The sequence below is a fragment of the Labrenzia sp. THAF187b genome (genome assembly GCF_009363375.1).
GTDB lineage: Bacteria > Pseudomonadota > Alphaproteobacteria > Rhizobiales > Stappiaceae > Roseibium > Roseibium algicola.
Genome location: NZ_CP045344.1, coordinates 2,221,636 through 2,246,067, shown reverse-complemented (window position 1 = coordinate 2,246,067; position 24,432 = coordinate 2,221,636). Strand labels below are relative to the sequence as shown.

Genomic DNA, 24,432 nt, shown 5'->3' with positions numbered 1-24,432 from the left:
ACCGGCTCGGTGTTGCCGCGGAAACCACAGCACAGCAAAGCAGACACGGCGCTTTTCCTCTCGGCGACTGCGGGTGCCCCTAAAACGGGGGAGGCCCGGCAGTTTGGAGTCTGCCGGGCCGATTGACTGACTGGAGGTCATTTTTAGTCAGTCAGAGTCTAACCGTAAGATTAGAAGGTGCGCTGCATCCGAACACCGAAGAGGAGTTCGTCCTGGTCACCCTGGGTGTCGATGTCGGTGTTTGCATAACCAACGTCTGCGCCCATGACGAAGCCGGAGACCGGCTCCCACTGAACCGAACCGTCGATTGCGTAACGGGTTACGTCGTTCAGGCCAGTTGCGGCGTCGATGTCGGCATAGGAACCGTCAAGCGCGAGGCCGATCGTGGAAGTTGCCTGGATGTAGGCACCAGCAGACAGCGAGTAACCGGTGGAGGTGTCGTCGCCGTTGTAGTCGGCTACGCCGTCATACGTGGTGATGTAGGACAGTGCGCCATCAGCGTAGAAGCCCTGGAAGAAGATGTTCGAACCGGAGTTGAGCATCGGCAGGTTGATGGCAGCACCACCACCGACTGCCCAACCCAGGGAGTCTTCACCACCATTGTTGGTGCGGTTGGCGGCTGCATCCGGGTAAACCTGGTGCAGGGCACCGGACAGCTGTGCAGAACCCCAGCCCTGGGAAACGCCGAGAGCGGCAACGAAGTCCGGAGCACGGGTCCCGCCGTAATCACCATATTCACGATCGGAACGGTCTTCCAGAGCGATGGTCGCGGAGAAGCCGTTGCCGAAAGCAGCGGTGTAGGCAATCTGGTTGGACGTTACGTCGGACCAGTCACGATCCACGACACCGACAAAGGCCTGACCGGTGAAGATGTCGAAGTTCGAGGTCAGACGACCAGCTGTCAGACCGCCCCACTGGATGTAGGCGTTTTCCAGCGTGGTGCTGTTTTCGCCGTTGGTAACGGTGGAGTAGATGGACACGTAGGTGCGCAGGGTACCGAATTCGGTAGCCGTGCGAGCGTCCAGGTACAGGTAGCCGCGAGACAGCCAGGAGTAGCCGTCGGAGTCACGGTCACTGAAGGCACCGTCTTCCAGAACGTTGTTGACGACAACCTGGGTACGAACACGGCCGCCAACGCGGAGGCAGGTTTCGGTGCCCGGGATGTAGTAGAAGCGCGCGCCGTATGCGTCACAAACGCGAACATAGTCGACCGGCTCCGGAGCGACCGGAAGGTCAGCCGCCTGGGCGGTGGTTGCAGCAGCAGCTGCGGCCGCGCCGAGCATCAAACTCTTGAGTTTCATTACATTACTCCAGTTTCAAATTCAGTCGGAAGGCTGAAGGAACGGATTCGAATACTTTAACGCGACCCCTTCAAACTAACCTTTAGACTACCAACAACAAGCATTTACTTGCACCCCGTTGGCCGTCTCCGCATCAAAAAGCCAGTTCCGACGTCGGAATTCAAGCCAGAATTTTTCTCTGGCGCACATTGGCATTTGGAGTCATATTTTTGCAACACATTGATAATCCATCATTTTTTACAGTTTTTCACTTTTTCATTTTTGCCCTTGAACTCCCGAAACCGCATCCCCATATCCCCTGCCCTCGCACTACTTTAAATACTTTGTGTTTATTTGCTCTGTTTTTCTTGGATTTGCTTTTGCTGCAGATGCGAACTTCATGACTACACTGTTCAGTTTACAGATTTGAAAAGCAAGATTTTCTATAGAGAAGAAATAGCGTTTTCGATTTTGTCCATTTTTCCTGCGGTTTTCAGCGTTTTTTGGAACAACCAGAATTTTTAGTCCAGTATTTCTTGAGAACTACAGTTGAGATTGCTCCAATGGAAAACTCCCCGGTTTCCGAAATCGGCGAAATTTCCTCATACATTTTTTTATTTGATAAAAATGTGATCGCTACTTGAAAAGCGAAGTCGTAAAACAAATCTATTTGGCACGGTTTGCCTGCGCGCCCGGCACCGCCCCGCCCACGGCCCTCTCCAGTCCCCAATTTCGGAAAAGGAACTCCCATGGCTGAACCAGAAGAAGGCGAGAGCTTCGATTCGCCGAACCTGATGGCGCTCACCGCGGGAATTGTTTCCAACTACGTGACGAACAACCCGGTCCCGCAGCAGGATCTGATCGAGTTGATTCTGGATGTCCACGTTGCCCTGGAAACCGCGACCAACAACACCCCGACCGTATTCAGGGCTCCCCTCGTGCCGGCTGTGCCTATAAAGCACTCGGTCACACCGGAGTTCATCGTCTGTCTCGAGGACGGCAAGAAATTCAAGTTTCTGACGCGCCACCTGAAGACGAAGTTCAACCTGACTCCCGCCGAGTATCGGCGCAAATGGGGCCTGAGCGCGGATTACCCGATGGTTGCACCAAACTACGCGCAAAAACGGGCCGAGATGGCCAAGGCAGCAAAACTGGGGCATCGGAAACGCTGACCCGGTTTTGAAGACCGGCAGCGCAGTGCTATATTCCAGGTATGGACTTCAGGCAGATGAAACTCAGCCCGCAGGCGCGCAAGGCGATCATGAGAAACGATCCCTCGGCGCAAATAAAGGCTATGGTCGAACTTGCACCGGGCAAGACCCCGGACGATCTGGCTTTGCGCACCAACAGCGCGGGCGCTCCTGAATTGTTGTCCTGGAGCCCTCAAAGCCACCTGATGACTTTGCTCGTCACCGCAGAAAACCTCAACTCTCTCGCTGAGGATACCGCTGTCACCTATATCCAGGTCGGCGGTGCGATGCGGCGCTAACGACGCCGCATCCTGTTTTTCACATCAAAAAGCTCAAATCACGGCATCGGTGCGCCCCGGCTGATCGGGATCGCGCAGCAGCCGCAGAGCACGCGCCGCGTTCACCCGGCCAAAGCCCCAGGCAACATCGAACCCCGGTATGCCATCCGGATTGTCCGACGTCGCCATCAGGATGTTTGCGATCTGGGGCGCCGACAAGGAGCGCGCTTCCTGAAACAGCAGGGCAACGATACCGGCAACATGCGGGGCAGCCATGCTGGTGCCGGATTTCAGCACCCGCATCGGGTGGACCCCGCCGTTGCCGTTGTTCCGCCCGCCTTGCGCGCAAGACGCAACAATATTTGTTCCAGGCGCGGCAACCTCTGGCTTGTTCCGATTGTCCCGTGTGGGCCCGCGGCTGGAGGAAGCAGCCGGCGAAAGTGAATAGTGGCTGTAATTGGCAACCGCAATTGCCCTGCGTGTTGTCGCCGGAGTGCCGAGCGTGCGGACAGGGTCGAAATCACCTCCCTGGAAGAAAGACTGATCGGCATAATTGTTGTCCCGGTCACGCAGATCACGCTCGATCCAGGCGTCGAACCGGCCGTTCTCTCCTTCCAGTGCCTCCAGTTTCAAGGTCCAGACACCGGACCTCAGCATCCCGAGCCCGAATGGTGCTTCCAGTTGCATGTAGATCCGCGCTTGTCCGTTCAAGCTCGAAAAGCGCTCCGAATCGATAAAGACCTCGTCCTGAAGCAGGGATTTCCCAGGGGTCACCGGTCCATACTGTGTTCCATCCGGTGCTGTCAGTGTCACGGCAAACCTGTCGACACTCGAATACCAGATCTCCAGCTCGCTCGACGTCCTGTCCGTTCCGGTCTGGGTGATGGTGCCATCCGGCAAAGGCATGCCGCCACCCGTTTTCCAGCGCAGTTCCCGGCTTTCGCCCGTCTTGATGTTTCCGGCGGCATGCCCATGCCAGACATGTTCATTTCCCGCCGCGCTCACGAACGCCCGCCCCAAAGGCTCCAGCAGACGGTCGATCGCCCTTTCGACAAGGCTCTCCCCATCATGGCTACCGCCATTCTGCCCGAGGCTCATGTTGATGACACAGGGCATGTCGAGCGCATCCGCCTTGCCCATGATGTAGGCAACTGCATCGACCACGTGGCTAGAATCGGTAAATGTGCCGGACCCGTCGCGCGTATCCGGCTGAACAAAAATCAGCGTGGCTTCGGGCGCCGCTCCAAGATGCGCGCCCTCTGCGAAGTCGGAATCATGCGATCTGCCATTGCCAGCCGCGATTCCCGCAACATGTGTGCCGTGCGAAGCCGCATCCGGCCTGTGCCGGACAATGCTGAACGGATCAGACGCATTCAGCGCCTGGTCAATCTGGTTGGCCCCATACTCCACGCCATAGGCGAAATCGTCCGGCGCGCTCTCGCCCGGACGGGCGTCGAGGCGCTGGTCCCAGAGAAAGGCCAGCCTTGTGGTGCCGTCCGCTTTGCGGAAATCGTCGAGCGTGAAATCCATTCCGTAATCGATGATGCCCACCAGAACACCAGCCCCTGTGCGGCCCGGAACACCGGTACTGCCCTGATGGACCGTGTTCGCCCTGGTTTCGGCAAGGGAGGTTTCGAGCATCGGAAACCAGCGCCGCCCGGCTTCGACAGTTTCCACCGAAGGATGCGCATGCAGCTCCACCAGCCTGTTCATCGGAAGCGAGACGGAATAGATCTTCCCGGCCACATGTACCCAATGAAAGTCAGCAAAGGCCGCGGGCGGTTGATCCGCCTGCAGTTCGACCAGAACGCGCCGGACCTCCCCAAGCGGCGGCGACACAGCCGAAGTGCTCTCCAGGGACGCGGGAGCGGACGGAAAGGTGTCGAGGGCGGTTTCGTCGTCAAATGATTTCAGTTCTGCCTCGGCCGCATACCGGCGCAGCCTCGGGTCAAGTTTCTTTAATTGCATGGATCCCTCCATCGCAGGAAAAACAAAGTCAAAAATACTTGGCCAGCATATCATGAAAGGCGAAGTTTTTCGGCCTGCACGTGGCCCTCGTCGGGTCTTGTCGGCAAGGACTGCCATTCTCTTCTCGGATGAATGGTCAAACCTGCTTTTCGGGCTTACTCTCACCCCATGGAGGAGACACAACAGCTCAAGACGCAGCTCGATTTGATGCAGGCGGCGCTTGACCACATCAATCAGGGCTTCTCGGCCTTCGACGCCGATCTCAGGCTTGTCGCGTGGAATCGGGGCCTTTGGGAAATGCTTGATTTTCCTCAGGAACTGGCTCGTCGCGGCACGCATCTGGAAGCGTTCCTGCGAGTCAACGCCGAGCGCGGCGAATATGGCCCCGGCGATATCGAAGGCAAGATCCAGCGCCGGCTGGAACGGGCCAAGCTGTTCGAGCCGCATTATTTCGAACGCATCCGCCCAAATGGCCAGGTGATCGCCGTTTCAGGCACCCCCCTGCCGAAGGGAGGGTTCGTCACAACCTATTCCGACGTCACAGAGGATCGCCGCCGGCAGGAAAAGCTGGAACGAACGGTGGAAGAGCGCACACGGGCACTGCAGCAGTCGGAAGACTGGCTCCGTCTGGTGACGGACAACATCCCTGCCCTGATTGCCTATCTGTCTCCCGGCCCCGTCTTCCGCTTCGCCAACCGCCGCTACGCCGACTGGTTCGGCCACTCGGTTGCCTCGATCGCGGGACGGCCGGCACCGGAAGTGGTTGGCGAGGAGCTGTTCAAGGAGCTGGAACCCCATATCAACCGTTCCTTTGAAGGCAATGCCGTCAGCTACGAATATCAGCGCAATCGTTCCGACGGCAGTACCGCCTACATGCGTTCGACCCTCATTCCGGACATGACCAAGGACGGCAGGACCCTGGGCATTTTTGTGCTGTCGCTCGATGCCACCGACCAGAAGCAGGCGGAAGCAGCGCTTGTACAATCCCAGCGCATGGATGCCGTCGGCAAGCTCACCGGCGGGCTCGCCCACGACTTCAACAACCTGCTTGCGATCCTGATGGGCAATCTTCTGTCTCTCGGGCGTATGGAAACGCCGCTCGATCGGGAAACCCTCGACAGCAAGCTGTCACCAATGCTCGAAGCGACCAAGCGCGGCTCGGATCTGATCCAGCGCCTGCTTGCCTTCAGCCGTGGCAAGGCGATCGATCCCCAGAATGTGTCGCTTGCCAAGGTCATCGCCAGTGCCGGCCGGTTGCTGGAAGGCTCCCTGCCGCCTTCGGTCGACGTGACGATTACCGCTCAGGACAAGGAAATCGGCGCTTGCATCGACCCGACGCAGATGGAAACAGCGCTGATCAACCTGGCCTTCAACGCACGCGATGCCATGCCGGAAGGCGGCACGCTGACCATCACTTTGGATGCATGCGAGTTGGACACCCGCGAAGCCGATGACCTGAGCATTCCATCCGGCAGGTTTGCGCGTATCACCGTCGGCGACACTGGCGGCGGCATGGATCCGGACACGCAACTGCGTGTCTTCGAACCCTTTTTCACCACCAAGAACTTCGGCACCGGCAGCGGGCTCGGCCTGTCCATGGTCTATGGTTTCATTCGCCAGTCAGGCGGCGCGATCCATATCTCCAGCGCCCTGGGCGTCGGCACCTATCTGACCCTTTATCTGCCGTATCAGCGTATCACGCCAACCACTGGCCGGGACGCGGACGAGGGCGAAACGCTCCCCTTGAAACCGGGGCAGGGTGAACTTCTGCTTCTGGTGGAAGATGACCCGGACGTTGCCAACACGGTGACGGACCAGTTGCAGAACCTCGGATACGCGGTGCTGAGAGCCGAAAACGCGGAAGACGCCCGGAGCCTGGCGCTGGACCTTCCCGAATTGCGAGGAGTGCTGAGTGACATCATCATGCCAGGGCAGATCAATGGTCTGGCCCTCGCGCGCGAAATTCAGCAGAAGCGTCAAGATCTGGGCATTGCACTGATGTCCGGTTACGCCGACTGGTCTGACCTTGCAGGACAGGAATGCGCCTGCGAATTTCCGGTCTTGGCGAAACCCTTCGCAGATGCTCAACTTGCAGACACCCTGCAAAAGATTCTCAGCCCCACACCAGATCCGGCCTGAAGGTTATGCAAAGAGAATTGCGATTGACCCATCTGGTCTGGTCCCGAGCCCCTTTCCAATTTGCCGGTCTCAGTTGCCAGGCTTTTCCGCTCAAACGATCCCACAGACGGATCGAAATCAGTAACCCTTGATCTAGGACACAGGAACGCGCCTTGCAGACACGCTCCCTCCAGGCAACCAAACGCACGGTTTTCATCGTCGACGACGAACCGGAAATCGGCAACTTGCTGCTGGATGCCCTTCTCCAGTTCGAGATGGAAGGCAAGGTGTTTTCCACGGCCTCACAGATGCTGATCGCACTCGGCCTGGAAACACCGGATGCCTGCATCGTCGATCTCGGCCTGCCTGATATGGAGGGCATGGCGCTCATCAACGAGATCAGACGCCGGTCATCAGTGCCGATCATCGTTCTGTCGGCGCGCGGACATTCCACCGACCGTGTCATGGGGCTGGAACTTGGCGCGGATGATTACGTGGTCAAACCATTTGACCCGCGCGAAGTGGTTGCGCGCATCCGCTCCATTCTGCGTCGCTCGTCCGACCAGGCACCGGTGAAGGCCAGCGTCGACTGCGCCCGGTTCGAAGGCTGGACCTACCAGCCCGCCTCCCATTGCCTGACCTCTCCGGAAGGCGAGGAAACATTTCTGTCCACCGGAGAGGCCACGTTGCTGGAAGCTTTGCTGAGAGCCCCCAAGCGCGTGCTGTCGCGAGACTACCTGCTTGAACATGGCGGCCGTGACGAGAGCCTCGACAGGTCCATCGATGTACGCATTTCGCGCATCCGCAAGAAGCTCAACCGCAAGAACGAGCCCGCCCACATTCGCACCATCTACGGTTCCGGCTACATGCTGGCCTGTGATGTGAAGTGGTCATGAGCAACTCCGCACAGGAACTCCGAAAACTCGACGAAGGGGTCTGGACGCTCGACACCACCTTTACCAGGCTCGGCTGCAAGGGCAGCCTTCGCATGACCGTTCTGGAAACCGCCGCCGGACTGGTGCTCCACTCTCCGGTGGCACTGGACCAGGGTGTCAGGAACACCCTCCGCAGCCTTGGCGAAATCGCGGTACTCTTTGCACCGAACCTGTTCCATCACATGTATCTGCGCGCCGCACAGGACCATTTTCCAAATGCCCGTGTACTTGTTCCCAAAGGGCTTGAACGGAAGATCGGCAAGATCGCCAACTCGGAAATTGTCACTGATAAAACAGTCGTGGCTGATGGAGAAATCGAGCATGCGACACTGAGCGGGCACGACTTGAACGAAACGGTTCTCTTTCACCGGCGTTCGGGCACGCTGGTAACGGCTGACCTGCTCTATAACTATCAGCCGGAACACAATTTCACCGAAAAACTGTTCTTCAGGGCAATCGGATGCTACGGCGCGCCGGGCGTGGCCTTCTATCACCGCTACGCGATCCGCGACAAATCCGGCATCGCCCCCTTTCAGGAAGCTGTTGGCAGCTGGCCCGTGAAACGGATCGTCATGTGTCATGGCCGCATTATTGAAGCGCCCGAAGCCGCCGGTATTTTCACGTCCGCCTGGCAGCGCTTCGCCTGACTTCCGCAAGACCAGTCAGACAACTAAAAAAGGGCTGTCCACCGGGACAGCCCTTTTTGCATCTTGGAAAGCTTCTGAAGATCAGAAGCTCAGGGAAATATCCCGATGCCCGGAAAGACATCCGGCAACATCCAGAGCCATATCCGTCGGCAAACGGTTCTGGGCTCTCACACCGATATTGGCTGCCACGGCGTCATCGAAGGTTTCCAGCTGCGGCAGGATTTCCTCGGCCCCTTTGCGGCGCCAGGCAAGATCCGCATCCAGAGCCGCAATCGACTTGTCGATTTCAGCAACAGCTTCTTCCGCGTTCGGCTGACGGCTGCGCATGATCTTGCGGGCTTCGTTCAGGCCATCGCGAATGTCGCTCGTGCCTTCCGCGTCTCCAACCCGCGAACGCATGGCCGAAATCGCGTCTTCGGCCGCTTCCGGCTCAAGCGTCGGCACTTCGGCCTTCAGGGCTTCGAGTTCCGGTTTGAAGCTTGCAACAAGATCAGCACCGTTGAGGATCGCCTTCAGCTCCGCGATCGGCTCGTAAGCCTGATCGACAGTCCGACGATAGGTCATCCTGGCCACATCCTCTGCCTTCTGGATCTTGGCGAAGGTTGTGTAGGTATCCTGCCAATCGGACGGGATCTGAGCCATCAGGGCTTCATGCCGGGCTTTCAGCTCGTCGATACGAGCCTGGGCACGTTCACCTTGTGCAGCCGTGTAGATGCCGGTTTCTCCCGACCGGTCAACGATGACCTGAAGGTCGGCAATCCGGTCATCAAGACGGCGGGCATCGCGTTCGATGGCACGAACCTGCGTGTGCACCGGTTTATAGGCACCCGCTGCTGCTGCAACTTCGACCTCCGCCGCATGGATAGCTTCCATCTGCGGCATGGCTTCCTTCGCCTTTTCCAGACCGTCCATGACATCATCGCGCAGATCTTCCGGCAGATAGCTCATGTCGATGGATTCGACCGACTGGATTGCCGACAGGATCTTGTCGCCGTTCTGCTGGAAGTCCTCGTAGATGAGAGTCTCCATGCAGTACTGCAGACGCGGGTTCTTTGGCGGCGGAGCTGTCTCGGACAGCAGCGACGAGCGGTTCGGCAGATAGTTCACAAGCTGCGGATAGAGCCCGACGATGCCGAGCGCCAGCAACTGCAGGCAGATGAACGCAACCACGCCCTTGTACATGTCCAGCGTCTTGACCACGGCCGGAGCAACGCCGCGCAGATAGAACAGCGCGAAGCCGAAGGGCGGTGTCAGGAACGAGGTCTGGATGTTGAGACCGATCATCACGCCAAGCCACACGGCGGTGACGTTTGCTTCCGGATCGGCAAGCAGGATCGGCGCAACGATCGGCACCACCACGACGGCGATCTCGATGAAATCGAGGAAGAAGCCGAGGATGAAGATCACGAGCATCACGATCAGGAACTGAGCCCAGAACCCGCCCGGCAATCCTTGCAGGAAGTTCTTGACCAGCTCTTCCCCGCCGAAGGCACGGAAGGCAGAGGTCAGCATGGCAGCGCCGAGAAGAATGATGAACACCAGCGCGGTGGTCTTGGCGGTTTCCACCATCACCCCCCGCAGGGTGTCTTCGAACTTCAGCGTGCGCCAACCGGACCAAAGGACCGCGATCAGCAGCAGCGAAACGGCGATGATTGCCAGCACCAGGGCGAGAACATCGTCGCTGGTCTGGATCAGCTTGATGTTGACCGAGCCGAAGAAACTCACAACCACGGCCAGACCCAGCAAGGCCAGAATGGCCAGGATCGCCGGGCTGTAGGCTCCGCGCTTGCCGTCACGAAGACGATAACCGGCCATGACCATCGCGCCGACGGCACCGATGGCGCCGGCCTGGTTCACGGTAGCAACACCGGCGATGATCGAACCAAGCACCAGGAAGATCAGGGCCAGCGGCGGCACAAGGGTCAGAACAACCTTGCCTGCGAACGCACGCGTGAAGGTGCCTTCTTCATGGACTGCCGGAGCTGCTTTCGGGTTCAACAGCGCGAAACCCAGAATGAACAGCATGTAGAGGCCAACCAGCACAAGACCCGGCAGGAAGGCACCCAGGAACATTTCGCCCGCACTGGTCGAAACGACAGAGTAGTCCGACGGCATCGACAGTTCGCCGGTGCTCGCCTTGTAAAGTGTCTGGCGCAGCGAACCGGCCTGATCGACCGCGCTGGCGAGCTGGTCGGCCAGAATGATCAGAACGATCGACGGCGGAATGATCTGCCCCAGTGTCCCGGAAGCGGCAATCGTTCCCGTTGCCAGCGGCACCGAATACTTGTTGCGCAGCATGGCCGGCAGCGAGATCAGGCCCATGGCGACGACGGTTGCGCCGACGATGCCCGTGGTGGCTGCCAGAAGAGCACCCACGAAAACCACGGAAATACCGAGACCACCCGGCACAGGGCCGAACAGCCGTGCCATCGTCACCAGCAGGTCTTCAGCGATCTTGGACCGTTGAAGCATGATGCCCATGAAGACGAACAGCGGAATGGCTATGAGCGTATCTCGCTCGGCCTCCCAGTAGATGCCACGGAAGTTCGTCACCCCCGCGCTGAGCCACTGGCTTGGGCCACCGTGAGAGAAATACGCGCCGGGGTCGCCGGCGAACAGGTAGCCCGATCCGGCAGCGATGCCGATGGTCAGGATGGCCGATCCGGGGAGCGCGAAGGCGACGGGGAAACCCGACCCAAGCGCAATCGCCATCAGGACGACCAGGAGAAGAAGGAAGAAAAGTTCCATATCAAGCGGTCTCGTCAGGCTCTATTGAACAGTGTGGCTGTCATGATCCCGGCCACCCGGTTCGCCGCGAATATCGGCAACCGCGTCCAGGAAATAGGCCACGAACTGGATCATCATGGAAACGGCGAACACGCCCAGGAAACCCGCCATGAGATATTTCACGTAAAGACCGAAGCCGGCCTGCGTGGTCTCATAGGTCAGGATCGGACTGTTGATGATGTTCTGCTTGCCGCCCATGCCGATGACCAGGATGACGGTACAAAGGCTGATGCCGAGCACAACGGAACCGACCGCGTTGACGATGCCCTTGGCTTTCGAGGACAGGCCCGCATAGAAGATGTCGACCCGAACATGCCCTTCTTCAAGCAGCGTGTAGGCACTGGCGAACAGGAACAGCGCCGCGTACCAGAACCGGACAAGATCGGCGAGGAAGGCCTGCTCGTAGGAGAAGACGAAACGGCCGATCACGATCATCAGTTCAGCGGCAACCACCAGAAGCGCAAGCCAGGTGAAGCCGAGCGTGCGGGTGAAGGCTGCGATCACGAAAGAAAGCGCGATCAGCGGCATGTGCACATAAGGGCCCCGGAACTGAGATTTGCCGAGATCGTCGGCAAGCGCCTGCCCGACGACATCGGGCAGGAAGCCCTCGATGCGCAGGAACGAGATCGCGCTGTCGACCAGCCCGACGATCAGCACCGCGAAGAAGCAGGCCCTGATGAGATAGGCGTTGATGTTGGTGACCCGGACGCTGTCTTCACGCAGCGTGTTTTCGTTCGTCCGCACGTAGCCGAAGGCCAACAGGACAAACGCCGCATAGAGCGCCAATTGCAACCAGGACCAGAGAATCGGCATGGATCCATTGGCCGCGCCGCCGAAAATGGGCGCAATGCCTGGAAGGTCTTGCCAATAGGTCAGGTAGTTGTTGAGCAGAAACGCCGTCATGATCGCCAATACGATCCAGCCGCACAGGCGGAAGAAGCGGGCGCTCTCCGGCGAGGCTTTACCACCGGAATTCATAACAGGCGAGCCGTCTTGAACATTGTCCAAGGCCGTCATCGTGGCTGTGCCTTTTTATCTTTGTCTAAGAAGAAGGGACGGGATTTCTCCCGCCCCTTTTATTTGCTCAACCGATTACTTCGGAATGCCGAGGTAACGGTTACGCTTGTTGCTGTAGGCAATGTCGGCGATCGCCATGTAGCTGCCGATTTCCTGACGTGCGTTGATGACGCTCTCGAAGATCTTCTTGGACAGCGGGGAATGATCCATCGCTTCTTCCAGGACTTCCTGAGCGGCTTCACCGAAGCTGTCGTAGATCTCGTCGGAGAACTCACGCAGCTCAACGCCGTGCTCGTTGATCAGGCGGGTCAGGTACTTACCGTTGTTGGCGTTGGTTTCAGCCATCGTGTTGGAGTTTTCTTCCGCACACGCTGCAACGATGATCTGCTGATCGACCTTGTCGAGGCTATCCCAGAATGCCTTGTTCATGCCCAGAGCAAGCATGGCGCCCGGCTCGTGCATGCCCGGATAGTAGTAGTACTTGGCAGCTTCGTAGAACTTCATGAAGTAGTCGTTGAACGGACCAACCCACTCGGTTGCATCGATCGCGCCGGAAACAAGGTTTTCGTAGATCTGGCCACCCGGCAGGGACACCGGAGACGCGCCGAGTTTCGCCATGACGTCGCCGCCCTGACCCGGAATACGCATCTTCAGACCCTTCAGGTCGTCAGCGGTTTCGATTTCCTTGTTGAACCAGCCGCCCATCTGGACACCGGTGTTGCCCATGGCGAAGTTCTTCAGGCCGAATTCACCAGCCAGCTCATCCCACAGTTCCTGGCCGCCGCCGTACTTGATCCAGGCGTCCATTTCAGCCTGGGTCAGACCGAACGGCACGGCAGTGAATGCTGCCCAGCCCGGATGCTTGCCTTTCCAGTAGTAATCGGCGCCGATGTAGGCCTGCGCGTTACCGGAAGCGACTTCGTCGAAGGAGTCAAAGGCACCAACGCGTTCGCCAGCGGCGAAATACTGAACGTTGAGGCGACCTGCGGTCAGCTCTGCAATACGGGCTGCGAGGCGCTGTGCGGGAATACCGAGACCCGGAAAGTCGCGCGGCCATGTGGACACGATGACCATTTCCTTGGTGCCCTGCGCAATTGCCGGAGCAGCCAGCAAGGATCCAGCGGCGACACCGCCGGCACCAATACCAGCCTTTTTGATAAACGAACGACGATCCATTAGTTTCCTCCCTAATCGGACCCGATTTCGGACCGGGTACACACTTGCACCGATCTCGAGGTATGTCTAGTTGACCGAGTGTCTGAAGCGCTATTCGTGGTTCTGCGCAGCTTCTCAGTAATACTACCGAGAACCACGCAAGAGAGATAATCGTTTGCCGCATGTTCGCGCAACAAGAGAGCAAAATTCGTGACCTTCAAGACCAAATTGCTGCTCATCACGATCCTGCCATTGATCGCCGTCTCCGTACTCATCGGTGCGGCCACCTACTATCAGTCTCGGGAACTGATCAACACGCAGACCCAGGCAGTGGAACAGCGCATCCTGTCCTCCAAGCGCCAGGAAATCCGGAACTACGTCAGTCTTGCTCTCACCTCGATCGAGCAGATCTACAAGGAAGAACCCGGAGGTCGCGAAGCCGCCCAGCAAAAGGTCAGGATGATCCTGCAGCATCTGACCTTCGACTACGACGGCTATTTCTTCGTTTACACGCTCGACGGCACCAACCTGGTCCATCCCAAGCTGCCGCACCTCGTGGGGGGAAACTGGTGGCAGCTCCAGGATGACAACGGCGACTACGTCATCCGCAACCTGATCGAGGCGGCCCAGAACGGCGGCGGCTTCCACCAGTATGTCTGGCACAAGCCCTCCACAGGCACGGTCGAGGAAAAGCTCGGCTACGCGATCCTGCTCGACAAGTGGGGCTGGATGCTTGGCACCGGCCTTTACACCGATGACATCGCCCGCGAGGTCACCGCGATCCGCACCGACTTTGCCCGCTCCATTCGGCAGACACTGTTCGTCACCTTCATGATCACGCTTGCGGCCATCGTCATTGCGGGTTTCCTCATCGCCGGTGTGCGGTTCTCCGAACAGCGCTTTGCCGACACCAAGCTGAAAGAGCTGACCAACCGGATCTTCCAGGTGCAGGAACAGGAGCGCAAACGCGTTTCCACTGAACTGCACGACAGTATCTCCCAACTTCTGGTGTCCGTGCGCTATGGCGTCGAAATGATCCATAGCGAGGCTAACCGGGATCCGGATCTTCAGGTGCAGGCAGCCAAATGCCTCAAGACGCTGGACGGAACCATTGCCGAGGTCCGGCGGATATCGCGAGATCTCAGACCCAGTGTCCTTGATGACATGGGCCTTGCGGCTGCGCTCGGCAGTCTCGGCAAGGAGTTCCAGAACCAGTCGGGCATCACCGTCAACGTTCAGGCGGAGCAATGCCACGCCCGCTTGTCGGAAGGTGCCAAGACCGCCCTCTACCGTGTGGTTCAGGAATGCATGACCAATGTTGCGCGCCATTCCCACGCCAGCGAGGTCGCGATTTCCCTCAAGGTCGGCATGCAGCAGCTTGTGCTCTCGGTGGAAGACAATGGCGTCGGCCTCCCCCGCCCGCTGCCGAAATCCGGCGGCCTCGGCTTCCGCAACATGCGCGAGCGGATCGAAACCTACGGTGGCCGGTTAACCCTGAGCAGACGTGCTTCCGGCGGAACCCGTATTAAAGTCCAGATGCCGCTCGACAATGCGGCGGCAAAAGCGGCATGATGCAAAGATGACAGTGCATTCACCTTCACCCCGGTCATTTACCAGGCCCATCCGCGTTCTTCTGGCAGACGACCATGAGCTGGTTCGGGACGGTATCCGGGCCCGGCTGCAAAAGGTGGCCGATCTGGAAGTGGTCGGTGAAGCAACAAACGGCCGCGATGCCCTGACACTCGCCCGTGACCTGCGCCCCGACGTTCTCCTGATGGATGTGTCCATGCCGGTCATGAACGGGCTGGAAGCGGCGACCCAGATGCGCAAGACGCTGCCTGAAATCGCGGTACTGATCCTGTCGGTCTACGACAACCCGGAGTATGTGCGCGGTGTCGTCCAGGCAGGTGCCCGCGGCTACATCCTGAAGGATATCTCCGCAGCCGAGATGATTACTGCGATCACCAGTGTTGCCAATGGCGGGTACTATTTCTCCTCCGCGGTCGGCCCGACGCTGGTTGGTGCCGGCACATCCGCACCGGTGGAAGACCCATACGGGCTGACCGATCGGGAGCGCCAGGTGCTGACGGCCATTGCCAAAGGCCAGCCCAACAAGGAAGTCGCCAAAGAACTGGGCATCAGCGTGCGCACCGTCGAATCCCACCGCCTGAACCTGCGGGAAAAGGTCGGCAACAAGAATGCCGCTCAGCTCTACAAGGTCGCGCAGGATCTGGGATTGCTGGACTGATCCGGCTCGGCTAAATCTGTTTGGGTCCACACCTTGGCCAAACACTTCCGGAGACACGGGTCTCCCATCTGACAGGCATGAAATGACCAAACCACTCGTCCTGGTAACCGCCGATGTGAAAACCATCGAGGGCTACAACTGGCACGCCGCGACCTCAACCTATCTGCAGGCCGTGCTGAAAGGCTCCGATGCCATCCCGATGATCCTGCCGTCCCTGGGGGCGGATCTGGACCTGGACGCAGCTCTGGACCAGGTCGACGGAGTGTTGGCGACCGGGTCCCGGTCCAACGTCAATCCGGAACTTTACGGCGAAGTGCCGACGGAAGAGAACGGTCCATACGATCCGTCCCGCGATTCCACGACACTGCCGCTGCTTAAGCGCGCAGTCGAACGCGGCATTCCCGTCTTTGCCATCTGCCGCGGAATGCAGGAATTGAATGTTGCCCTTGGCGGTACGCTACTGACCGAGATCCAGTCCCTTGACGGGCGTGCCGATCACCGCGCGCCGACATCCGAACGACAAGACGAACGTTTCCGGATTGCCCATCCGGTGGAAGTCGCCGAAGGCAGCTGTCTGGCGGCCGTTGTCGGCAACGAGCCTTTCGAGGTGAATTCGCTCCACCGCCAGGCTGTCGGCAGGCTGGGCAATGGCATGATCGCGGAAGCGGAAGCCGAAGACGGGACCATCGAAGCAGCCTCCGTCAAGGATAGTGCCGGCTACGTCCTCGCGACCCAGTGGCACCCGGAATACTGGGTGTCGACGGACGGCCCGTCGAAAAAGCTGTTTGCCGCTTTCGGTGATGCCGTCCGGGCTTATCGCGTCAAGCGCCTGGGTTTGTAATCAGCCCCAGCCGAGCGTTGCGATCAGCAGCGTGAGCCCCAGCAGGAAGACGATGGCTGCCCCGACGATTTCGATCGTCCGGTGAACCTTCACCGCCATCGGACTGCCTTCGCCGAAAAGCCGCACGGCAAGTTCCTTGGCCCCGACTGCCATGCCCGCCAGCAGCGAGACGGTTATGCCGGTGCCAACCGCCATCGCCAGGGTGGAAGCGATGCCGGCTGCGATCATGCCTTGCGAAAGAGCAAAGACCAGCACCACCAGCGCGCCGGTACAGGGCCGAAGACCAACTGCAAAAATGATCGATACGGCCCGGGCAAGAGTAATCTTGCCCTGAAGCATGTCTGGTGTCGGGGCATGGGCATGACCGCATGTGGCGCACACGCCGTCAGAGCCGATCTCGTGATGGTGATGGTCATGGTGGTGATGATCGTGGCCATGATGATGGTGGTGGTCATCGTGACTATGGCCATGACCGTGATGACCGGCAGCCGGAGCGCCCGCGAGCGCGAGCTGGGAACCTGACAGACGGGACGCCACATTCATGGCCAGCGGACGAAGGGCTTTCTGCCACAACAGCCAGCCGCCCAGACCGGTGATCAGCACATAGGATCCGATCTCGAACCACCGCGCCGTATCCTGTATCGCGATGCTGGTGAGATTGAAAACGACGGCCAGACCTCCAACCAGAAGGATCGCGGTCACGGCCTGTGCGAACGCCGAGGCAAAGGAGAGAAAAATACCCTTGCGAAGGGTCTCGTTGTTGGCAACCACGTAGGACGTGATGATGGCCTTGCCATGCCCCGGCCCTGCTGCGTGGAAGATGCCATACGCGAAGGAAAGCCCCATCAGCAGCCAGGCCGCATGCGGGTTGTTGCGGAAGGCCCTGAGACTGGCGACCAGCGCCTGGTAGAATTCCTTCTGCTTGACTGCAATTGTCCCGAAAACAGTATCGAGGAAACCCGCCTTCGGCGCGGCAACCGCTTCTTCTGAAGCCTTCGCCGTATCGAGTGCAGCCGTAATTGCCGCGGCAGCATCGGCGGGCGAGCTGGCAGCAGTGTCCGTGGACGTGGAAGCGGACGTGGTTCCGGGCGTTGCGGCTTCCGTAGTTCCGGACGAGGAGCTCGCGGCGGCCATTGCATCACCGCAGGCAACCAGCATCTGATTGACCTGCGAGGCAGCAACGGACTGAAGCTCGGGCGGCAGGTCACGCTGGTCTGCACCGATCTGAGCAAGTGCATAGGCTTCGGCATCATCCAGCGGTGGCGGTTCCTTGCGGCTCACACGGCAAGTGCCCGGTGCGTTTTCCGTCCCCAGCGCATCGTCCCCCGCACCAAAGCGGAAATCGACGTAATAGGTCGGATCGTAAACGTCGAGCGTGATCAAGTTCTTGGTATCGCTAGGCTGTTTGAACGGCAACGTGAAATGCAGTTCCAGCAGGTTCACATCGTCCGGCATGGAGCCGCCATTCATGCGGACATCTTCCTCCATGGCCTCAAAGTCCTCGGGCTTCATCACCCAGTAGTCCTCGAGGGGAACCTTGACCACTTCCAGCCAGTAATCCGTCGGGTCATCGAAATCGAATTCGACCCGGCTATTGTCACCAAACGTGAAATAGCCGTAATCGGCCATGCTCTCCACATTGACCTTCGCCAGTTCACTCAGCTCTTCACGGGAATAGTGACCGTCACCATCCTTGTCGAAACCCTGGATGGCGAAAGCGGAAAACGCATCATCGAAACGAAACACGTGCTGAAGCGCAATCGCCTGTCCAGCATCGTCGAATACCAGCTTGCTTCGTGCTTCGACAAAGACATGCGGGTGCGCACTGGCTCCGGCAAGAGCAGCCAACAGAAGACCCAGACCCAACAGGAAACGGCGAGAGGCCGCAGGAAGAACCTTGGCTCGAAAGGTGGAAAGCAAGCGCAACGGGATCACCCACTGATCAGATGTAATATGTTTACATGACACGCAGTGCGTTGTTTGACCAGAGAAGACGGCAGGAAGATGACCGCGACAATTTCGCGGCGCAAAACGCCCAGGGAACAATTTTCACCCTTGGAAATCAAATGAGGAATGTTTCAACTCATCCAACGTTTAAAATTAGGAGAAAAAAGACAATATTCCCGGAATGCAGCCTAAAATATTCACAACAATAACCACTGCACCGAGCCAGCCATGAACGCCTTGCATAAATCAGTTCACCACAGTGCCGTTTTCGATCATCCGGAGATGGGCGATCACGAAGACATCGTTTTTGTCCAGGACAAGGCCACCGGCCTGAAGGCAATCATCGCCGTCCACGACACCACGCTCGGCCCGGCACTTGGTGGTTGCCGTGTCTGGCCCTACGAGAACCCGGCGGATGCGCTGACGGATGCTCTGCGCCTGTCCCGCGGCATGACCTACAAGAACTCTCTGGCAGGCCTTGATCTCGGCGGCGGCAAGGCCGTCATCATTGCCGACCCCCGCAAGGACAAGTCCGAAGCCCTGATGGAGGCGTTCGGCCGCCATGTGGATCGCTTGTCCGGCACCTACATCACCGCAGAAGACGTCGGCGTGTCGCCGGACGACATGGAAGCCGTCGCCCGCCAGACCGCCCATGTGCGCGGCACCAAGGCAACCGGCCTCGGCGACCCGTCGCCCTATACGGCTCTCGGTGTCTTCGAAGGTATCAAGGCGTCCGCAAAATTTGTCTACGGCAGCAGCGATCTGTCCGGCAAGACCGTTTCCGTGCAGGGCCTTGGCCATGTCGGCTTTGACGTCGCCCGCCAGCTTCACCAAGCCGGCGCAAGGCTCATCGTTTCTGACATTCACGCACCGGCCGTACTGCGCGCCATTGATGCGTTCGGCGCCACCGCGGTGGATCCGGCTGAAGCACACATGGTCGAGGCAGACATCTTTGTGCCCTGTGCGCTTGGCGCAGGTCTCAACGCCCGCACGGTTCCGCAAATCCAGGCCAGGATCGTAGCTGGTGCTGCTAACAACCAGTTGCAGACCCCGGCGGACGGCGTAGCGCTGAAAAAGCGCGGCATCCTCTATGCTCCGGATTATGCAATCAACGCCGGTGGCGTGATTTCCATCGCGCTGGCGACCGCAAACAGCGGCGACAACGTGGTCCGCGACAAAACCATCGCGATCGGCGAAACCCTGGCAAAGATCTACGATCGGGCCGCTCTAGAGAACACCACCCCGGAACATGTGGCAGACACAATGGCGGAAGAGCGTCTGGCGAAAGCAAAGGCTGCCTGACAGCACTTCTGACGACTGACAAGACGGCGGCCAGGAGCCGCCGTTGACGGCCCTGCCCCGCTTACCGGCTTTGTGTGGTCGGCACGAAGTTCGGCAACGCACGCGCAAACGCCTCAAACCCAGAATGGATCAGGGATCAGGGATCAGGAAAACTGGCTCTCGTTCGAGGCTTTGAACATCTGCCTCACGAGGATTTTAGCGTCTTCAACGGCTCTTTCCCCCATTTCCGCATAACAGGCCGTGACGCCTTCATGCAGGAGGTAAAGACGCGAGGCAAAGCTTTCCTGTCCGCTCAATTCACCAAAGAAACGCAGAAGCTCGCCTTTGTGGCGCTTGACCATCGCCGCTATTTCGGTGCTGCCGGGATTTGCTGCAAGCGCCTGGCGAAACAGGCACTCCTTGCCCGCTGTCATGCGCATCCAGCCACCCAGCTTGTCAAAAAGCTGAACGGCCGCCTCAAGCCCGGGCAACGTCACGCCTTCGCGAACATAGGAGAGGTAGCGCCGATGCCGGTATTCAAGGGCGCCCAGAACCATCGCTTCGCGTGAGGGAAAATGACGGTAAAGCGTGCGCATGCTGACACCCGCGCCAGCTCTTAGCTCGGGAACGCTCGGTTCGGCGAAACCCCGGCTCCAGAAAACTTCTTCCAGACGAGCGGCAATATGTTCCTGCGCGTTTTCCATGAGTAAACCTTGGGATTTATACATCGGCTTTTCAAGGAAAACCTTCATCGAAACTTATTGTAAGTAATTTCCCTTAAATAACCATAGATAGAAATTTACAGATTACATTCATTTAATAAAGAAAAACGACGGGGAAATTAAAATCCTGATGCGTATTCTCAAAGGAATGGAAAATAGCTGAACCAGCTAAAAAAATTCAGCAGTCATTTTGACCTGACGAATACCATTCGACCAGAAAATCAACAAAGGCGCGCACCTTTGCGCTCAAGTGCCGACGGTGCGGATAAACTGCATGAATACCGCGCATCGGCTCCTCATAGGCCTCCAGTAGCGTAACCAGTTTGCCGTCGCGGATATCTTTTGACACAAAAAACAGCGGTGTACGAAGGAAACCGAGGTTACATAGCGCCGCTTCGCGCGCCGCGGCAGCGCTGTTGACTTCCAGCGGCCCCTTCACTGCCACCGACGAACGCTCTCCATTCGTGTAGAAGGCCCAGTTCTGTTTGTAGCGGTAGTTCGTATCGATGATGCAAGGCCGTGTGGAAAGATCGGCGGGCACATTCGGCGCCCCATAGGTCTCGATCGTTTCAGGCGTGGCGCACACCACGGTGCGAAAAGGGGCGATCTTCCGGGCGATCAGGCTGGAATCTTCCAGCTGCGTGACCCGGACCGCGAGATCGAAACCTTCTTCCACGAGATCGACGAAGCGGTCTTCCAGCCTGAGGTCCAGATTGATTTCCGGATACTTCACCAGAAAATGCATCATGGCCTGGTTCAGCAGGTCGTCGCCCATCGAACGGGGAGCCGAAACACGCAAACGGCCGCGGACTTCCTGGTGCGACGACTGAACCGAGGCTTGCAGATCATCGATCCGCTGCAGGATTTCGGCGGCTTCCTTGTAATAGGCCTCGCCGACTTCGGTGAGCGACACCTGACGGGTGGTCCGGTTCAACAGACGCACACCCAGCTCGTCTTCCAGCTCGCCGACATATTTCGAGACCAGCGCCTTGGACCGTCCCATTTCACGGGCTGCTGCGGAAAATCCGTTTGAATCGACAACTTGAATGAAGCAGCGCATCCGCGTGATTGCGTCCATCCGGCATCCTTCCCGTTGGGGCCATTCCAGAAACCCTGCTTAGCGTATTTTCCGGCGGCCGGTCAAAGGCTTCGCCAAAGGCCGGCCTGGCGGGGCGTTTAGTGCCGGGCAGGTCTGGCGCGGCGCCCAAGGCGCGCTGCGCCGATCAGCAGGCGGATGACAAGAAGCCCGCCAAGTGCTCCGACACCCGCACTGGCAAAGCCGGCCGGCGTTACCGGAATGGCCGGTTCGTAGTCTTCGGCCGTTGCCTGCGCCAGGGTTGGGTCGAAGCCACGCGCAAAGATGATCATGCGATCCAGCGGCCCGGCCGTTTCCAGCTCCTCCCGCTGCAGTTTCAGCCTGCTCAAGCGGATTTCGGCGTTCAGCATGCTGTCGCCGCGCGCTCTGATAAAGGGATCTTCCGAGGATTTCTGACGCGCTATGGCTTCTGCCGACGTCAGCCCGTAACGAGCGGCATCACGATTGAAATCGGCCAGAATTTCCTCCAGAGCGTCGATGGCCCCACCAAGTCGCTGGCGATATTGCTGTGTGAACTCCGGCAACTGGGACGTCGCGGTTCCACTCAGCAACATGACAATCAGCATCATGATACGTGCCATCGCGTGTCAGGATCTCCCTTTCCAGGTTACGGCCCGTCAGTCCTGCAGACTGATGATCCCGGCTTCCGCGGTTTCCGTTCCGAAGACCAGCCGGACTCCATCGGCATCCCAGGCCATTGTAGAGACCGGCCCCAGGCCCGGGCGCCGCAACAGCACCTCGGCATTGTCCTCGAACCGGCACATCAGGATCATGCCGTCCTGATAGCCGACAGCAACGACATCCTCCTTCGGGTGGCAGGCAACGGCGCTGACCAGGTTGTCACCCCTTGTGCCCAACTGCAGCGGTGTCTGCCCCATCGGCCCGGTTTTGCCGAAGAACGGCCAGAGGATCGCGGCATTGGCACCGGAGGTCGCCAGATATCGCCCCTTGACCGACCAGCTGAACGATTTGACCTTGGCCGGGTAGCCGGTCATGCGCATGTCCTGGCTGTCCGACAGGCGCCAGCCGTGCAACGCGTTTTCCTGCATGGCGGTAACAACATACTTGCCGTCGGGCGAAAAGCTCACGCCCAGATGCGCGCCATTCCAGCTGAGCTCGACCGGTGCGCCGTCCGTGCCGGCCCACCAGAGTGTCGCGCCATCGTAGCGCCCGACCGCCAGCCGCATGCCCTTGGGCGCGAAGGCAAGACCGCCGACCGCCCGTTCATGCGCAAATTCCTTTTCGCGCCCGTCCGCGAACCGCACCCAGGCGGTGCGGCCACTGGCAAAGGCAAGCGCACCGGACGGCCCGGCAGCGATCAGGTCGATCCACTTGCGCGGCCGTTCGGCGACGCATTCGCTCGACCCGTCCGCCGCACTCAGGAAGATGCAGCCGTCGTCACCCGATGTGATCAGCCCCTTGCCGTCGATTGTCGGTTCGGCAGCCAGAAGCCCGGCCTTGTGCGGCTTCAGTTTCGTTTCACCCTGTCCGGACAGGACGATGTCGCCTTCTCCGGATGCAAAAAAGGCCGTGTCTTTCAGATAGCCGGCGCGGACGACGAAGCCGTCCACCTCCACGGGAGCAACTGTCGGCAAGTCTCTTCTTCCTTATTGCGCGGCGCAGGCCTGGAAACTGTCTCTCAGGACATCCCAGTTGAGATCGCGGCCGATGAAGACCAGGCGGCTTTCTCGCGGTTCATCCTCTTTCCAGTCGCGCTGATGATCGCCTTCAACGATCATGTGCACCCCCTGGATGACATAGCGCTGCGGATCCCCCTTGAAGGCAATGATGCCCTTCAGGCGCAGAATGTTTGGGCCTTGAACCTGCGTGACCTGGTTGATCCAGGGAAAGAACATGTTGGGATCAAGGTCGCCTGCCTTCAGGGAAATGCTCTTCACCGAATGGGGATCTTCATCGTGATGATGATGGTGATGCCCATGTCCATGATCGTGCCCATGGTCATGATGATGATCGTGGCCGTGATGATGGTGGTCATGGTCGCAGTCCGGACCGCATTCGTCGGCATGATGACCATGCTCAAGGAAATGCGGATCGAGCGACAGGATCCTGTCGAGATCGAACGCACCCCGATCCAGCACCTTGGCAATCTCGATACCGCAACGCTCGCTCCGGTGGAGCACGGCATACGGATTGATCGAACGGATACGCGCCTCGACGGTGGCAAGCTCTTCGCCCGAGACGAGATCGGTCTTGTTGATCAGGATGACATCGGCAAAGGCGATCTGGTCTTCGGCCTCTTCGGTGTCTTCCAGACGCTGCAGCACGTGGCGGGCATCGACAACGGCCACGACCGCATCGAGTTTCGCGGCAGCACGCACATCGTCGTCCATGAAGAAGGTCTGTGCGACCGGAGCCGGATCGGCAACACCGGTGGTCTCGACGATGATCGCGTCAAAGGCATTCTTGCGCTTCATCAGGTTCTGCACAGTGCGGATCAGGTCACCGCGCACGGTGCAGCAGATGCAGCCGTTGTTCATTTCGAAGATTTCTTCGTCGGATTCCACGAGCAGATCGTTATCGATGCCGACTTCGCCGAACTCGTTGACGATAACCGCATAACGCTGACCGTGGTTTTCGGTCAGGATCCGGTTGAGAAGTGTGGTCTTGCCGGCACCCAGATACCCCGTCAACACGGTAACGGGGATCTGTGCCTGGCTGTCCTGGGTCGCAGTCATTGCGCGCTTTCCTGGCAGAAGATAAAGGGTCGCCCGCCGATCGGCGGGCCGCTTGGGCGCGAATATAAGCATTTCACCGCCGTATTGGGAGGGCGGTACGGAAATTTCCCTTTTCCCGCCATACCTGTGGACACTCGCCCGAACGCTTTGACCGTTCTTCAGCCTTTTCAAATCCTTGTCCGCCGCATTAACGTCGGCTCGAGGAAGCGCGCAAAGGCATGGAGAC

20 protein-coding genes are annotated in these 24,432 nt (G+C 59.0%); 9 read left to right on the top strand and 11 right to left on the bottom strand.

Going from position 1 to position 24,432, the window contains the following annotated elements; genetic code table 11:
- Positions 1-170: 170 nt before the first annotated feature.
- Positions 171-1,301 (bottom strand): porin, encoded by a 1,131-nt coding sequence (locus FIV03_RS10360; RefSeq protein WP_023003600.1) that lies wholly within the window; start codon positions 1,299-1,301, stop codon positions 171-173.
- Positions 1,302-2,029: 728 nt separating this feature from the next.
- Here FIV03_RS10360 and FIV03_RS10355 point away from each other — a divergent pair.
- Together FIV03_RS10355 and FIV03_RS10350 are read left to right on the top strand one after the other, a co-directional pair.
- A complete protein-coding gene (locus FIV03_RS10355) occupies positions 2,030-2,452 on the top strand; it encodes a MucR family transcriptional regulator (RefSeq protein WP_023003602.1) in 423 nt (140 codons plus the stop codon).
- Positions 2,453-2,508: 56 nt separating this feature from the next.
- Entirely contained in the window at positions 2,509-2,769 is a 261-nt protein-coding gene (locus FIV03_RS10350) for a hypothetical protein (RefSeq protein WP_152509507.1), read from the top strand.
- Positions 2,770-2,802: 33 nt separating this feature from the next.
- Here FIV03_RS10350 and FIV03_RS10345 read toward each other — a convergent pair whose 3' ends face one another.
- The gene (locus FIV03_RS10345) at positions 2,803-4,716 is read right to left on the bottom strand and encodes a S8 family peptidase (RefSeq protein ID WP_209009928.1); all 1,914 of its coding nucleotides are present in this window, start codon (positions 4,714-4,716) and stop codon (positions 2,803-2,805) included.
- A gap of 168 nt (positions 4,717-4,884) precedes the next feature.
- On the opposite strand from FIV03_RS10345, the gene FIV03_RS10340 reads away from it, so the two are divergent.
- The 3 genes from FIV03_RS10340 (at position 4,885) to FIV03_RS10330 (ending at position 8,416) form a co-directional block, all read left to right on the top strand.
- On the top strand, positions 4,885-6,855 hold the full coding sequence (locus FIV03_RS10340; RefSeq protein ID WP_152509505.1) for a PAS-domain containing protein: 1,971 nt from the start codon (positions 4,885-4,887) through the stop codon (positions 6,853-6,855).
- A gap of 152 nt (positions 6,856-7,007) precedes the next feature.
- Positions 7,008-7,730, top strand: a complete 723-nt coding sequence (locus tag FIV03_RS10335; RefSeq protein ID WP_023003610.1) for a response regulator transcription factor — start codon at positions 7,008-7,010, stop codon at positions 7,728-7,730.
- Positions 7,727-8,416, top strand: coding sequence for a hypothetical protein (locus tag FIV03_RS10330; protein ID WP_152509504.1), 690 nt, complete (start codon positions 7,727-7,729; stop codon positions 8,414-8,416). Before FIV03_RS10335 ends, FIV03_RS10330 begins: the two co-directional genes overlap by 4 nt.
- Before the next feature lie 81 nt (positions 8,417-8,497).
- Here FIV03_RS10330 and FIV03_RS10325 read toward each other — a convergent pair whose 3' ends face one another.
- From FIV03_RS10325 to FIV03_RS10315, 3 genes are all read right to left on the bottom strand, one after another.
- Positions 8,498-11,164 carry a TRAP transporter large permease subunit gene (locus FIV03_RS10325; RefSeq protein ID WP_152509503.1) on the bottom strand — a complete coding sequence of 889 codons (2,667 nt, stop codon included), beginning with the start codon at positions 11,162-11,164 and terminating at the stop codon, positions 8,498-8,500.
- Positions 11,165-11,185: 21 nt separating this feature from the next.
- A complete protein-coding gene (locus FIV03_RS10320; RefSeq protein ID WP_152509502.1) occupies positions 11,186-12,220 on the bottom strand; it encodes a TRAP transporter small permease subunit in 1,035 nt (344 codons plus the stop codon).
- Between the two features lie 75 nt (positions 12,221-12,295).
- Complete coding sequence (locus tag FIV03_RS10315) at positions 12,296-13,396, bottom strand: TRAP transporter substrate-binding protein (protein ID WP_077291725.1); 1,101 nt, start codon at positions 13,394-13,396, stop codon at positions 12,296-12,298.
- A gap of 189 nt (positions 13,397-13,585) precedes the next feature.
- Here FIV03_RS10315 and FIV03_RS10310 point away from each other — a divergent pair, with 189 nt between their 5' ends.
- The 3 genes from FIV03_RS10310 (at position 13,586) to FIV03_RS10300 (ending at position 16,464) form a co-directional block, all read left to right on the top strand.
- The gene (locus FIV03_RS10310; protein WP_152509501.1) at positions 13,586-14,947 is read left to right on the top strand and encodes a cache domain-containing protein; all 1,362 of its coding nucleotides are present in this window, start codon (positions 13,586-13,588) and stop codon (positions 14,945-14,947) included.
- Positions 14,948-14,954: 7 nt separating this feature from the next.
- Entirely contained in the window at positions 14,955-15,623 is a 669-nt protein-coding gene (locus FIV03_RS10305) for a response regulator transcription factor (protein ID WP_055661261.1), read from the top strand.
- A gap of 82 nt (positions 15,624-15,705) precedes the next feature.
- Positions 15,706-16,464 (top strand): gamma-glutamyl-gamma-aminobutyrate hydrolase family protein, encoded by a 759-nt coding sequence (locus FIV03_RS10300; protein ID WP_152509500.1) that lies wholly within the window; start codon positions 15,706-15,708, stop codon positions 16,462-16,464.
- Here the strand turns inward: FIV03_RS10300 and FIV03_RS10295 are convergent, their stop codons facing one another.
- The gene (locus tag FIV03_RS10295) at positions 16,465-18,399 is read right to left on the bottom strand and encodes a DUF1007 family protein (protein ID WP_286202283.1); all 1,935 of its coding nucleotides are present in this window, start codon (positions 18,397-18,399) and stop codon (positions 16,465-16,467) included. It abuts the gene before it with no gap.
- Positions 18,400-18,639: 240 nt separating this feature from the next.
- Here FIV03_RS10295 and FIV03_RS10290 point away from each other — a divergent pair, with 240 nt between their 5' ends.
- Positions 18,640-19,713, top strand: coding sequence for a Glu/Leu/Phe/Val dehydrogenase dimerization domain-containing protein (locus FIV03_RS10290; RefSeq protein ID WP_152509498.1), 1,074 nt, complete (start codon positions 18,640-18,642; stop codon positions 19,711-19,713).
- A 143-nt stretch (positions 19,714-19,856) separates the two neighbouring features.
- Here the strand turns inward: FIV03_RS10290 and FIV03_RS10285 are convergent, their stop codons facing one another.
- The 5 genes from FIV03_RS10285 to FIV03_RS10265 form a co-directional block, all read right to left on the bottom strand.
- On the bottom strand, positions 19,857-20,396 hold the full coding sequence (locus FIV03_RS10285; protein ID WP_152509497.1) for a TetR/AcrR family transcriptional regulator: 540 nt from the start codon (positions 20,394-20,396) through the stop codon (positions 19,857-19,859).
- Positions 20,397-20,592: 196 nt separating this feature from the next.
- Complete coding sequence (locus FIV03_RS10280) at positions 20,593-21,492, bottom strand: LysR family transcriptional regulator (RefSeq protein ID WP_152509496.1); 900 nt, start codon at positions 21,490-21,492, stop codon at positions 20,593-20,595.
- A gap of 98 nt (positions 21,493-21,590) precedes the next feature.
- A complete protein-coding gene (locus FIV03_RS10275; RefSeq protein ID WP_152509495.1) occupies positions 21,591-22,091 on the bottom strand; it encodes a DUF2937 family protein in 501 nt (166 codons plus the stop codon).
- Between the two features lie 36 nt (positions 22,092-22,127).
- Positions 22,128-23,105, bottom strand: a complete 978-nt coding sequence (locus FIV03_RS10270) for a WD40 repeat domain-containing protein (RefSeq protein WP_152509494.1) — start codon at positions 23,103-23,105, stop codon at positions 22,128-22,130.
- Positions 23,106-23,117: 12 nt separating this feature from the next.
- On the bottom strand, positions 23,118-24,206 hold the full coding sequence (locus FIV03_RS10265) for a GTP-binding protein (RefSeq protein WP_031270558.1): 1,089 nt from the start codon (positions 24,204-24,206) through the stop codon (positions 23,118-23,120).
- Positions 24,207-24,432: the final 226 nt, after the last annotated feature.

What these genes read in the sequence shown, in the direction of transcription:
- FIV03_RS10300 (WP_152509500.1), top strand. Translation starts at nt 15,706, where the DNA reads ATGACCAAACCACTCGTCCTGGTAACCGCCGATGTGAAAACCATCGAG.
- FIV03_RS10355 (WP_023003602.1), top strand. Translation starts at nt 2,030, where the DNA reads ATGGCTGAACCAGAAGAAGGCGAGAGCTTCGATTCGCCGAACCTGATG.
- FIV03_RS10350 (WP_152509507.1), top strand. Translation starts at nt 2,509, where the DNA reads ATGAAACTCAGCCCGCAGGCGCGCAAGGCGATCATGAGAAACGATCCC.
- FIV03_RS10360 (WP_023003600.1), bottom strand. Translation starts at nt 1,301, where the DNA reads ATGAAACTCAAGAGTTTGATGCTCGGCGCGGCCGCAGCTGCTGCTGCA.
- FIV03_RS10305 (WP_055661261.1), top strand. Translation starts at nt 14,955, where the DNA reads ATGACAGTGCATTCACCTTCACCCCGGTCATTTACCAGGCCCATCCGC.
- FIV03_RS10285 (WP_152509497.1), bottom strand. Translation starts at nt 20,396, where the DNA reads ATGGAAAACGCGCAGGAACATATTGCCGCTCGTCTGGAAGAAGTTTTC.
- FIV03_RS10340 (WP_152509505.1), top strand. Translation starts at nt 4,885, where the DNA reads ATGGAGGAGACACAACAGCTCAAGACGCAGCTCGATTTGATGCAGGCG.
- FIV03_RS10280 (WP_152509496.1), bottom strand. Translation starts at nt 21,492, where the DNA reads ATGGACGCAATCACGCGGATGCGCTGCTTCATTCAAGTTGTCGATTCA.
- FIV03_RS10265 (WP_031270558.1), bottom strand. Translation starts at nt 24,206, where the DNA reads ATGACTGCGACCCAGGACAGCCAGGCACAGATCCCCGTTACCGTGTTG.
- FIV03_RS10290 (WP_152509498.1), top strand. Translation starts at nt 18,640, where the DNA reads ATGAACGCCTTGCATAAATCAGTTCACCACAGTGCCGTTTTCGATCAT.
- FIV03_RS10325 (WP_152509503.1), bottom strand. Translation starts at nt 11,164, where the DNA reads ATGGAACTTTTCTTCCTTCTTCTCCTGGTCGTCCTGATGGCGATTGCG.
- FIV03_RS10330 (WP_152509504.1), top strand. Translation starts at nt 7,727, where the DNA reads ATGAGCAACTCCGCACAGGAACTCCGAAAACTCGACGAAGGGGTCTGG.
- FIV03_RS10345 (WP_209009928.1), bottom strand. Translation starts at nt 4,716, where the DNA reads ATGCAATTAAAGAAACTTGACCCGAGGCTGCGCCGGTATGCGGCCGAG.
- FIV03_RS10275 (WP_152509495.1), bottom strand. Translation starts at nt 22,091, where the DNA reads ATGGCACGTATCATGATGCTGATTGTCATGTTGCTGAGTGGAACCGCG.
- FIV03_RS10315 (WP_077291725.1), bottom strand. Translation starts at nt 13,396, where the DNA reads ATGGATCGTCGTTCGTTTATCAAAAAGGCTGGTATTGGTGCCGGCGGT.
- FIV03_RS10320 (WP_152509502.1), bottom strand. Translation starts at nt 12,220, where the DNA reads ATGACGGCCTTGGACAATGTTCAAGACGGCTCGCCTGTTATGAATTCC.